The sequence below is a fragment of the Sinomonas soli genome, assembly GCF_054782415.1.
This window is the reverse complement of sequence record NZ_BAAGSN010000025.1, coordinates 1-10,872: the sequence shown is the minus strand read 5'-3', so window position 1 is coordinate 10,872 and position 10,872 is coordinate 1. Positions and strand designations below refer to the sequence as shown.

The 10,872-nt window shown below is 69.4% G+C and carries 9 protein-coding genes and 1 pseudogene; 7 read left to right on the top strand and 3 right to left on the bottom strand.

The window, feature by feature from the left end; translation table 11 throughout:
• On the bottom strand, positions 1 to 422 hold a 422-nt coding region (locus ACYVKZ_RS20030; protein ID WP_460994121.1), incomplete at its 3' end, for a type IV secretory system conjugative DNA transfer family protein.
• 510 nt (positions 423 to 932) lie between these two features.
• Positions 933 to 1,184 carry a hypothetical protein gene (locus tag ACYVKZ_RS20025; protein WP_460994119.1) on the bottom strand — a complete coding sequence of 84 codons (252 nt, stop codon included), beginning with the start codon at positions 1,182 to 1,184 and terminating at the stop codon, positions 933 to 935.
• Between the two features lie 58 nt (positions 1,185 to 1,242).
• On the opposite strand from ACYVKZ_RS20025, the pseudogene ACYVKZ_RS20020 reads away from it, so the two are divergent.
• The 4 genes and pseudogenes from ACYVKZ_RS20020 (at position 1,243) to ACYVKZ_RS20005 (ending at position 4,995) form a co-directional block, all read left to right on the top strand.
• Positions 1,243 to 1,740 (top strand): annotated as a pseudogene (locus ACYVKZ_RS20020) (transposase).
• Between the two features lie 66 nt (positions 1,741 to 1,806).
• Positions 1,807 to 2,898 (top strand): tyrosine-type recombinase/integrase, encoded by a 1,092-nt coding sequence (locus tag ACYVKZ_RS20015; RefSeq protein WP_460994117.1) that lies wholly within the window; start codon positions 1,807 to 1,809, stop codon positions 2,896 to 2,898.
• A gap of 4 nt (positions 2,899 to 2,902) precedes the next feature.
• Complete coding sequence (locus ACYVKZ_RS20010; protein ID WP_460994115.1) at positions 2,903 to 3,241, top strand: helix-turn-helix domain-containing protein; 339 nt, start codon at positions 2,903 to 2,905, stop codon at positions 3,239 to 3,241.
• A gap of 392 nt (positions 3,242 to 3,633) precedes the next feature.
• Positions 3,634 to 4,995, top strand: a complete 1,362-nt coding sequence (locus tag ACYVKZ_RS20005; protein WP_460994113.1) for a hypothetical protein — start codon at positions 3,634 to 3,636, stop codon at positions 4,993 to 4,995.
• A gap of 59 nt (positions 4,996 to 5,054) precedes the next feature.
• Here the strand turns inward: ACYVKZ_RS20005 and ACYVKZ_RS20000 are convergent, their stop codons facing one another.
• Positions 5,055 to 6,254, bottom strand: coding sequence for an ATP/GTP-binding protein (locus ACYVKZ_RS20000; RefSeq protein WP_460994110.1), 1,200 nt, complete (start codon positions 6,252 to 6,254; stop codon positions 5,055 to 5,057).
• Positions 6,255 to 6,481: 227 nt separating this feature from the next.
• Here ACYVKZ_RS20000 and fliW point away from each other — a divergent pair, with 227 nt between their 5' ends.
• From fliW to ACYVKZ_RS19985, 3 genes are all read left to right on the top strand, one after another.
• Positions 6,482 to 6,661, top strand: coding sequence for a flagellar assembly protein FliW (gene fliW, locus ACYVKZ_RS19995; RefSeq protein ID WP_460994108.1), 180 nt, complete (start codon positions 6,482 to 6,484; stop codon positions 6,659 to 6,661).
• Positions 6,662 to 7,108: 447 nt separating this feature from the next.
• Complete coding sequence (locus ACYVKZ_RS19990; protein ID WP_460994106.1) at positions 7,109 to 7,336, top strand: hypothetical protein; 228 nt, start codon at positions 7,109 to 7,111, stop codon at positions 7,334 to 7,336.
• Between the two features lie 268 nt (positions 7,337 to 7,604).
• Positions 7,605 to 8,816: a replication initiation protein gene (locus ACYVKZ_RS19985; RefSeq protein WP_460994104.1), complete on the top strand. Its 1,212-nt coding sequence runs from the start codon at positions 7,605 to 7,607 to the stop codon at positions 8,814 to 8,816.
• Positions 8,817 to 10,872 lie beyond the last annotated feature (2,056 nt).

Here is a 10,872-nt window from a genome sequence, read left to right as displayed (position 1 = left end):
TCGACGGCCGTATCGTCGGCCGGGCGGGTGAGCCAGCTGTGGACCTGGGTGATCGGGCGGGTGTCCAAGGCGGCCGCGAGGAGGAAGCCGGCGAGGAGGTCCTGCCCGGCCGGGTCGAAGTAAGCGTCCGTCCTGGCGTCCGGGCCGCGGGAGCCGGCGGCGAAGTGGTCGGCGAGGCGGGCCGCGCGCACCTCGTCGGTGACGTAGGACAGGGGGTTCCACCACCAAGAAGGTTCCTCGAGGGCGACAGCCTGGGGGTCGAAGACCCACACCGGCCCGTCGGCGCCGCGGACGTCGCGGGTGCCGTCGACGATGTCCCGCTTGTTGGAGGTCACCAGGGCAGCGCCCGGGGCGGCGAGGATCGCGGGGATCGCCCGGGAGGTGGTCTTGCCTGTGCGGGGGCCCCAGATGTCGATGTGCATGTCCTCCCAAGAGCCGTAGACCATCTGCCGGCCCAGGACGGTCCTGCCGACAGGGACACCCGGGGAGCCCCTCACCCCGAGGCGCTCGGCCGTCGCCGTCGCCCCGTCCAGCCCCGAGGCGCTCGGCCGTCGCCGTCGCCCCGTCCAGGGTCAGGGCCCGCAGGTCCCGGCCCTTGGCCATGTGCTGGGCTGCTGCGTCCACCCGGGAGCGCCCAGCGCGGCGGCGCACCACGATGCCCACGACGAGGACGGCGAGCATCACGATGACGGCGCCGAGGCCGGCCAGGACCCATGTGGCGGGCCCCGGCCAGATGACCTTGCGGGCGAGCAGGCCGAGGACCAGTTCGAACGGGTTGGCCGGCAGCCGCTGCCCGTCGTGGGCGAGGACGGAGCCGAGGTGGACGGCCCCGGCCACTGTGCCCACGCCGAGGACGACGGCGATGATGCAGACCCAGAGCAGGACCGTGCCGGGGTCGAGCTGGGACCGCCTGCCGCTGTTCGGGGCGCCCATCAGAGCCCCGCCCCCTCGGTGTGCCCGTTCCGACCTTCCTGGCGGCCTTGGTCGTCGTGGCCGAAGATCTCGCGTTCGATCTCCTCGGTGCTGGCGCCCTGCTTGCGCAGTATCTCTATCCGCTCAGGTTCGCTGGGGTGGATCGCGGTGTGTGGCCGCGTTCTGGCAGGTGGTGTCGGTTCATTTCCGCCGTGGACGGGAACTGATGGACCGTCGACCACAGTGACGGTTTGCTTGTATGGTCGATGCATGGTCGCTCCTGTTGAAGTCGGGTATTGGGTATCTGCTTAGCTGAAGTAGGCTTGGCGGATGGCCGATTTGTCGCCGCAGATGCCGCGTGCCGGGGTGGACTACCCGGAGACCTTCGGGCAGTTCCAGGACTGGTTCAGCACCGATGAGGCCTGCCTCGAGTACTTGGCGGGGCTGCGCTGGCCTGACGGATTCGTCTGCCCCGAAGTGCGGCGGCCGCGAGTACTGGCGCACCGGTGCGGGCCTGTGGATGTGCAGGGTGTGCTCCCGCCGCACGTCGGTGACGGCCGGGACGATCTTCGAGCGCACCCGCACCCCGCTGAGAACCTGGTTCGCCGCGGTGTGGTTGACGGCACACTGCACCAGGGCATCTCACGGGAACAGCTGGGCTACTACCTCGACGAGTTCACGTTCCGCTTCAACCGCCGCACCTCCACCAGCCGCGGCCTGCTCTTCTACCGGCTCCTCCAACAGGCCACCAACACCGATCCCGCACCCCTGAAGGACCTCGTCATCCCTCGCGAAGCAGAGGCTCCTCCGGGGAGGTCGAAAAGATAGAAAAATCCGCCCGTCCGCAAGTGCGGAATAACTTCAGCTAAGCAGATACCCAATAGTCGGGTTCTGATGGGTTTGGTGGCGCTGCCGGGCGGCGGTGCCGGGGATCGGGAGTTCTGGGGTGCTCAGGCGGTCGAGGACTTCGAGCAGGAGATCGTCGACGAGCATGCGCTGGCGATGGCGGCGGCCGGGCTGAGCGATGGCCATATCCGCAGCACCCGGGCGATCGTGATCGAGTTCGCCCGGTCCGTGTCCGGGCCGCTGTGGGCGGCGACGTGCCAGGACGCGGACAGGTTCCTGGCCGAGCAGCGGCGCCTGGGCCACAGCGTGAGCACCAGGGCCGGCAAGGCCGGGACGCTGGCGCTGTTCTACGAGTTCGTGATCAGCCGCTACCAGGGTCGGATCCACCGCGCGACCGGGGTGCTGGTCGAGCAGCCCATCGACGAGTTCAACCGCCAGTCCGGGAAGTCGCTGGGCAAGGTACGGGTGCCGCCGTCGGAGGCCGAGATCGATGCGTTCTTCACCTCCTGGCGGCAGTCGATCCCGCAGGCCCGCAAGTACCTGCCCGCGGCGCGGGACTACTTCGCGGCCTCGCTGTGGCGCCGGCTGGGGCTGCGGATCAACGAGACGGTGATGCTGGACATCCGCGACTGGCGCCCGGACCTGGGCGGCTTCGGCAAGCTCCACGTGCGCTTCGGGAAGGGCTCGCACGGCCGTGGCCCGAAGCCCCGCCTGGTGCCGGCGATCAACGGCGCGGCCGAGCTGATCGACTGGTGGCTGGGCGAGGTCCGGCACCAGTACGGGGAGGACTGGGCCGACCCCGATGCGCCCCTGCTGCCATCGGAGCGCTTCGACCGGGAGCTGGGACGGTGCGGGCGGGTCGGCGGCAACGCGCTGCGGCGGGCGCTGGGCCTGCAGGTGGAGAAGTGGCTGCCGGCCTGGTCGGGACGGATGAGCCCGCACGTCCTGCGGCACTACTGCGCCTCCTCGCTCTACGGGGCCGGGATGGACATCAAGGCCCTCCAGGAGCTGCTGGGGCACCAGTGGCTCGCGACCACCTCCGGCTACATCCACGTGCGCAGCGAGCACGTCGAGGCGGCCTGGAAGAACGCCAACGAGCGGGTCGAGTCCCGCTTCGCCGTCACGCGGAAGGAAGGATGAGCCCGTGCAGTGGAACTTGCGGATGAGGGCCGCCGAGCGCGGGATCTGGAAGTCGGCGCAGATGCGCCGGATGCTCGCCGAGGCCGGCCTGGAGATCAGTGCCGGGAAGATGTCCTCCTGGTGGGCCGGGACGCCCCCGACGATGAGGCTCGAGGAGCTCGATGTGCTCTGCTCGGTCCTGGGGTGCACGCCCTCGGACCTGATGACGCCCGAGCCGGAGAAGGTCGCCGGCCGCCGGCCCGGGAAGGCCGAGGCCGTCAACGGCGCCGGTCCGGGCAGGGCCCCGGTCTCGCCGGTCGTGGCGCCGAGGTTCGGCAGGCCGCGGTCCGAGCCGCCCCTGTGAGCCCGGCCCCGGGACCGGGGGCGCCCCTGCGGCCGCCTCCGATGTGCACCCGCTGCCAGTCCAACCGGGTCGCCTGGGTCCGCCCGCGCGTGGACTGCTGCTACGACTGCCTCCCGGGCGGGCCCTTCACCGCGCCGCCGTGCTCCAGGTGCGGCACCGGCAGGGACTACTTCAGCCAGGGCATGTGCGCCGGGTGCCATCCCGGGAGCCCCCAGTACCCGGGCTCGTGCAGGGACTGCCTGGCCTTCGGCGTCTACCGCCGCCACAGCTTCACGTGCTGGCCCTGCCGCTGGTGGCGCTCCCACTACCCGGAAGGGGCCTGCGGCTTCTGCGGCCGCACCGCCCGCATCGGAGAGCGGGGAGCCTGCCGGCTCTGCCTGGAACAGGCCCGGATGCTCCAGGAGCCCGGCCGCGCCCTGGACCTGACCGGGGCCAACCGGGACGGCCAGCAGCTCTTCTTCGCCAACCTGAACTTCGCCCGCCGCGGCGCACCACCACTGAGCCCGGACCAGCGCGCCCCCTGGAAGCGGCGCGCCAGGGACCGCCAGCCCACCGGCCCCGGGGCCGGGGTGCAGGCGGCGCTGTTCAAGATGGCCCCCGACCCCGCGGCCGTAGCGGCGCGCGTCCGGGCCGAGGACAGCGAGCTGACCCGCTACTGCGCCGCCATCGTCCGCGAGCACGCCGAGAGGGCCGGCTGGAGCAAACGGCAGCGCAACGACGTGACCCGCTCGCTGCGGCTCCTGCAGGCCCTCCGGGCCGCCCCGACCGCGAAGGTCCGCGCCACCGACGTCCTCCAGCTGCGCCAGTACTCGGGCAACATCGCCTCCACGCTCGACGTCCTGGCCGCGGCCGGCCTGCTCATCGAGGACCGCCCGAGCGGACTCGAACGCTACTTCGCCGCCAAGACCGCCACCCTGCCGCAGCCCATGAAGGACCAGCTCGAGGTCTGGCTGCAGGTCCTGACCGAGGGCTCCTCCCAGGCCCCGCGGCAGAAGCCGCGCACCCCGCAGACCATCAGGGCCCACATCCTGGGCATCGAGCCCGTCGTCCACGGCTGGGCCGAGGCCGGCCTGGAGTCCTTCGCCGAGGTCACCCGCGCCCACGTCACCGCCGCACTGGCCGGAACAGGGGGCCGCCGCCACATCGCCGGGAACGGGCTCAAGTCGCTCTTCACGACCCTGAAGGGCCGCCGGCTCATCTTCGCCGACCCGACCCGCGGGATGAAGGCCTCCCCCAAGGCCGCCACCATCCCGCTCGCCCTCGACCCCGCCGTGGTCCGGGAAGAGCTGAACTCCCCGGACCCGGTGGTCGCCCTCGCGGTCGCCCTGGTCGCCTTCCACGCCCTGACCGGCAGGCAGCTCAGGCACCTGCAGCTGACCGACATCCGCGACGGAGCCCTCGTCCTGGCCGACCGGGACGTCCCGCTGGCCGCCCCGGTGCGCACCCGCCTGGCGGCCTGGCTCGACCACCGCAGCCGGACCTGGCCCGGCAGCGCCAACCCCCACCTGCTCATCAACAGGCGAACCGCTCCACGGCTCGTCCCCGTCGGCCCCCAGTACCCCTGGACCGGCATCACGCTGGCGCCCCGAGCGCTGCGCGAGGACCGCATACTCCACGAGATCCACGCCACCGGCGGCGACATCCGCCTCGTCTGCGACCTGTTCGGGCTCAGCGTCGAGGCCGCCACCCGCTACCTCGACACCGTCGCGCACCCCGACCTCGCCCCAGCCGACGGACAGGTTCGCCGAACCTGAGCACCCCCACCGGCCCCAACCGGCGACCATGCTCAGGTTCAGGCCGAAACCGTCAGAATTCACCCGAACTTCTCACTTTTGTTCTCCCAGCGGGTGTTGGTGTCGGAGATGTCGTCCTCCACTGTGGTGAGCTTCATCTGGACGGGGATTCCGGGAGCCTGTCCGAGCTTGAGGAGGAACTTCCCCCGCCCGTAGGGGGCGGTCGCCCCGTGCTGGTTGGCAGTGATCTTCTTCACGTCCGCCCAGGACTCGACCCGGCGCTTCTCCTCGCGGGTGAGGCGGCGGAAGTGCTCGACCTCGGTCAGCTCCTTGGCCCCGAGCCCGCCGAGGACGACCATGGCGCAGCGTTCGACGAAGCCCTTGGCCTTGGCCCGGTCGGCTTCGTCGGCGACGGCCTCGAAGTCCTTGAGGGTGTGGGAGATCATCATCTGCCCCACCCCCTCGTTGCGGTTGAGCCGGGTGAGGGAGTCGGCCTTGTCCACGATGCCGCGCCCGACCCTGAGGGCGCGCCAGAACTCGTCGAGGACGATGTTGTAGTTGCGCCGCGGCTCGAGGCCGGCGTCGGCGAGGACCTGGGCAGTGTTGACGGCCTCGAAGCCGATCGACCAGCAGGCCAGCAGGCCGGCGGCCTGCTTCTGGGGCTGGGTGTCGGGCAGGGCGGAGAGGTCGAAGACGACGGAGCGGGCCATGTCCAGCTGCTCGGTGGTGTGGCGGGAGAACATGTCCCCGAGCGGGCCGGAGCCGGTGGCGATGCCGATCAGGGAGGTGCGCAGCGCGTCGGTGGCGTCGAGGTAGCGGTCCATGTCGCCGCGGTCGAGGACCACCGTGCGCAGGTCCTCGGGGGCGTCGGCGATCAGCCGGTCCAGATCCGCCACGAGCGGGATGCCCTGGTGGCGGTCGTAGAGGATCTCCAGGGCGCGGCCGAGGATCAGGTCCTCCTGCTCCGTCGGACGTGATTCGCGGGAGACGGTGATGAGTGCCGTCATCAGGGCCTTGCGCTGCTCGTGCGCGCCTCGGGCCACCTCGGCGCGGAGCGTGCCGGCCAGCCGCTCGGTGGCGCGGGCCGATGCCCCCGGGTCGAGCGGGTTGAGGTAGCCGCGGCCGTTGCCGAGGCGGTTGACCTTCCCGCCCATCCTGCGGGTGCGCAGGACGTGCTCGCCCTTGACGTCGCCGAGGGTCATGTTGGCCACGCCCCGGTAGGCCAGCCACAGGCACATCTTCCCCACGGCGGTGGACTTCCCCAGGGCCGGGTTGGACATGAAGTACACCGACGGGTTGGGGATCAGGCCCTCCTCGAATGCGGTGATGTGGTAGGCCCACGACCTGGCCGGTGAGCATGTGCTGTCCCAGCGGGGCCCCGGCCAGTGGGGCGCCGGAGCCGGAGGCGAAGGGCCACAGCCCGCACACCTGACGGGATGACCCCCGGTACTCCGGGGGCAGGTCCAGGACGTTCGCGTAGCCGCCGCCCGGGGTGCGGTAGCCGCGCTTGAGGGGGCCGGAGTGGCGGCTGCGCCGGGTGCTCGTGGTCGCTTCCCCCGGCGCGGGCGGCACCACCGTGAACCTACTCGCCCCCGCGCTGGTGAACGAGGCAGACGGGCCAGCCGCCCAGGTCGTCCTCGACGGCCAGGGTTATCCCGTCAGGGCTGCAGTCGGCGCCTTCGAGTAGGGCACCGACAAGGACGTGCCGCGACACGCCGACACGCCGTGTCGGAGGACTATTTTCCGCTCGTCCCGGCGGCGTCCCACGACACGTCGATGCTGGCATTGCTGGCATTTCTGGTCTTTCCCGAAGGGCCCGACAGGCGCTCCAGGGCTACCGAAAACAGTTTTCGACACCTTCTTGGGGTGTGCTGGCATTTCGGGACGGGGCCCGCAGGGCCCCCGATGAAGCACATGTGTGCCACCAAGCCGACGGCACCCGAAATGCTGGCATTTAGTTTCTGTTTTCGCTTCCGCAGAAAGCTCGAACCCCGATGGTAGGTTCAAGATCAGCCGAAGGGATCCCCCGGGAGACCAGAGGACCAGGACACGAACCACCAGTCGAATAGCCAGGCCAGCAGGCGAAACCTACGGGAAGACACCGGCACCTGGCAAAGAGGCGAAGGGTAGATCAATGGCAGTGGAAGTGCAGCGCCAAGGCGGCCGCCGCAGCAAGGGCGACCGCAGGTACTACGGCACTCGGGTATCCATGCCCGTGGCCGAAAGGCTGGAGAAAGCGGCTGCAGCCACCGGGCTGACCATCTCGGACTTCATAGCGGAAGCCGTCGGCCTCCGACTCGAGAACATCGAGATCGCCACGATCGACCAGGAGGAACTGCCTATCGGGCGGATGGCCTCTTAACGCTAGCAGGCCCGCCGAAGCGGGCCTGCTGATGAAATTTTAGCGCCACCACCCTCATGCTTGCCGGCTGCCGGGTGATGGAGCCCCACAAGAAGCCCTTACGGGCTTCTCCCTGATCAGGTCCGGGAGGGCCTGATCCAGATGACTCCCGAAGGAGCCCTTCTGTATGCCCAGTCTACATGGGCATGGGGTCCCGTCTATAAGCGCACCTCGGCGCGTCGTGCCCGACGTACCGCTATTCGAGTGCGCCCAGGAGACCCCAGCCGATGTGCGCGACGCTATCGTCCAGCACCACCGGGTCCGCCGATTCAGGGGCGGCCACCACAAGCATGAGGCCTACCCCAACCGCGGCAGGGCCATGCAGGAGTACCCGTTCGTCCAGATCAACCCGGCGGACTTCCGGAACTTCCTGGTGGTCGACGTCGACCGAGATGACGCCGAACTCTGGCTCATGCACCCCTCCGTGCCCGAGCCGCACTGGATCATCCAGAACGCCGAAAACGGTCACGCCCAAGCAGGGTGGATGATCGACCCGGTCCACACCGGTGCCGGCGCTAAGGAGCACCCCATCCGGTACGCGGACGCCGTCCAGGCGTCTCTGGACAAGCTCGTCGGCGCCGACCCGGCCTTCACCCGATACCTGGTCAGAAATCCTGCAGCGCACTCCCCCGCCGGGCGTGTCGTCTTCGGCAGCCGCCTCGAGCCGTACAGCCTCGGCGAGCTCATGCGCCACATGCAGCAGTACCGGGACCCGTTCGAACCGGGGTGGAACGCGTGGGATCCAGGGCAGGACTTTGTGCCGGCGCGCATCGCCTTCCACCGGGCTGAGGAGGGCGGCCGCAACAACGCCACCTTCTACGCGACCAGGGCGGAGCTGTGGCGCCGCTTCGACGACGGCTTCGTGCCCACATTTGAAGCCGCGCTCGACTTCGCGAGCCTGCTCAACGCCGCCCTCCCCGAGCCCCTGCCCCCGCGGGAGGTGCGCGAGATCGCAGCCTCGGCAGTCCGGCAGGTCCTGCGCGGCAAAGGCCGCAACAGGAGCACAGGGACACCGAGCCAATACCTGTCAGAGCTGGGGCGTCGGGGCGGACAGTCGAAGAGCGGGGCCAAGCGGGACGCCGCGGCGGAGAACGCAGCCAAGGCCACTCAGAAGCGACGCGAGACCTCGGCTGAAGCTTCCGGCTTGGCCCGCACCCTCAGGGCCCTGGGGCATTCCCTGGCCGAGATCGCACGCACCATCGGAAGGAGTCTCCGCACTGTGCAGAGGTACCTTGCAGCACAGTGCGGAGAGACAGCACAAGCGTGCGACATTACCCAACCAACAGGTAGTTGTTCCTCCGCCGCTGGAGACTCCACCCCAGCAGCACCTCAGTCGGCCATCGCCCCATGCCCTCCCTCCCCCCGGGTTCCCCGTCTGAACTCCGGCCCCTTAGGGTCCCGACAGTCCACTCCCTGCGCTGACGGGCCAGAACCTCCGTAACAACCCGCCGGCTTCTCGGCCGTGTCGCCAGGAACCCCTGCCACGCGCACGTAGGGCGCAGTCAAGTCCGGCCCCTGCGCTGCCCTCGGGTGGACCTGGGCCTCTCCGGAACGCTGCCGCGATAACGGCTGGACCCACTGGTCGGCTCCACCTTCGGAGTTGGTCGAGCCTCGAGCGGCCCGAAACCCCAGCACTGCTAGCCTCGAGCGGGTCGTCACGTCCCAAGGAATGCGTGCACCACTCCCCCGCGATCGACTCGTCCCCCGGGCCGAGCCTGTCTTGCATGGCCGAAAGCCGCTGCGGCTGCGTGGACGGTGCGACGACCCGCGGCGCGGCGGTGGTGCATGGACTCCCCGGACTCACCGGCCCGTGGACCCCAAATGACCGAACGGCCCAAAATGCCTGCTTTGCCAGCAACAGCAACACCGCCAGCCCGCCGGCCCTCAAGCCGCTCCCCCGCCGGCGGCCGCCTTGGGCCAAGCGCCCCGTGTAGAGCCGATCCCTGTCCGGTGATCTGCTCAGCTCGAGGTCTTCGAGGGCCTCGTCGAGGACGGTCTTGATGAGGCCGTGCCCCATGGCGAGTAGCAGCAGCGCCAGAGACTTTGGCAGAACCCGAAATGCCAGCATGAGGCAGCGTTGCCCGAAATGCCAGCACGCGGAGGTGATCAGGCCGGAGCAGCGCCGCCTGAGGCAGGATCGGGCAAGCAGACCCAGGTCAACGCCTTTCGAGGTCCGCACAGTGTAGCCCGGCGTGAACGCGCCCCGCCCCTGGGGACATGGAGCGCGGGATGTGAATCGTGATCACCACATCTCAAGGCGTTGAACGAGGCAGCCGCAGGACCGGGGACCAGGAGAGCGGCCGGGCCCGATCAGCAAAGCCAGCAATGCCAGCTTTCCGGGAATAGCCGGGACAGCCTGAAACGCCCGAAAAGCGCTTCACGACGGTCACTGCCCGCTGTGCCCTAAACGCCAGCATTGATGGAGTTGCCTGATGTGCAGCAATGCCATCAATGCCAGCACTGCCCGGTGTGCCCGAAATGCCTGCTATACGGGCAGGAGTCATGTTCAAGTCTGTAGGAGACCGCCTGGGCTCCCGCAGCCGAGGCCCCCGAGCTCAATCGTAGGTGTGCGGCTCGATCGGGCAGTCATGGGCCACGTGCAAGTACGCAATGGGCGCGACCCGGAGCACCAGCCCGAAACGCCAGCACTGCCGGCACCTTGCACAGCGCGCGAGCCCGCATCGCCCGAAAGAGCAGCAATGGCCGATGTGCTGGCATTTCGGGCGTATCAAGAATCACCAGACCGCGAAGAGAGCAAAGAGAGCCCGCAAGGCCCGAAAAGCCAGCAGAGTCCGCAAGGCTGGCACATCCCGCAGTGAAACACGAAGCTGGGCTGCAGCAAGCTGTCTCGCCAGAAACGCCGGGAACGCCAGAAAGGCCAGCGCTTCTGGCGTTCCGGGCATTGCAGGCAAGTCCTCGTCACCCGGCACCAGCGTCCGACCCGACGCCCTAAACACATGCGTTCCTACGACGAGGACCTGTGGCCCAGCTGCCCGGAGGTTCTAGGGGCCGCAGCGCCACCGGCAGGTCGACCCACCACGCGAACGTGCGCCTCTCGCTCACTCCCGTGCTGGAAATGCCAGCTGTGCCAGCAGTGCTGGTCCTGGCGGGTGGTTCCCGAAATGCCCGCAAGGCTGGCCGGCCCCTCGTGGGGTCGGATGCGCGCTGTGCTGGAAATGCCAGCATTTACGGCACGGCGCGCAAGGCAGGCGATTCGGGCATTGCCAGCTTTACCCGCAGCGCTGGCAATGCCCGAAACATGAAGCTGGGCTGCAGCAAGCTGTCTCGCCAGAAACGCCGGGAACGCCAGAAAGGCCAGCGCTTCTGGCGTTCCGGGCATTGCAGGCAAGCCCTCGTCACCCGGCACCAGCGTCCGACCCGACGCCCTAAACACATGCGTTCCTACGACGAGGACCTGTGGCCCAGCTGCCCGGAGGTTCTAGGGGCCGCAGCGCCACCGGCAGGTCGACCCACCACGCAAACGTGCGCCTCTCGCT

Coding starts and splice junctions, on each gene's coding strand:
- ACYVKZ_RS20025 (WP_460994119.1), bottom strand. CDS start 1,184: ATGCATCGACCATACAAGCAAACCGTCACTGTGGTCGACGGTCCATCA.
- ACYVKZ_RS20015 (WP_460994117.1), top strand. CDS start 1,807: ATGGGTTTGGTGGCGCTGCCGGGCGGCGGTGCCGGGGATCGGGAGTTC.
- ACYVKZ_RS20005 (WP_460994113.1), top strand. CDS start 3,634: ATGCTCCAGGAGCCCGGCCGCGCCCTGGACCTGACCGGGGCCAACCGG.
- ACYVKZ_RS20000 (WP_460994110.1), bottom strand. CDS start 6,254: ATGTCCAACCCGGCCCTGGGGAAGTCCACCGCCGTGGGGAAGATGTGC.
- ACYVKZ_RS19990 (WP_460994106.1), top strand. CDS start 7,109: ATGGCAGTGGAAGTGCAGCGCCAAGGCGGCCGCCGCAGCAAGGGCGAC.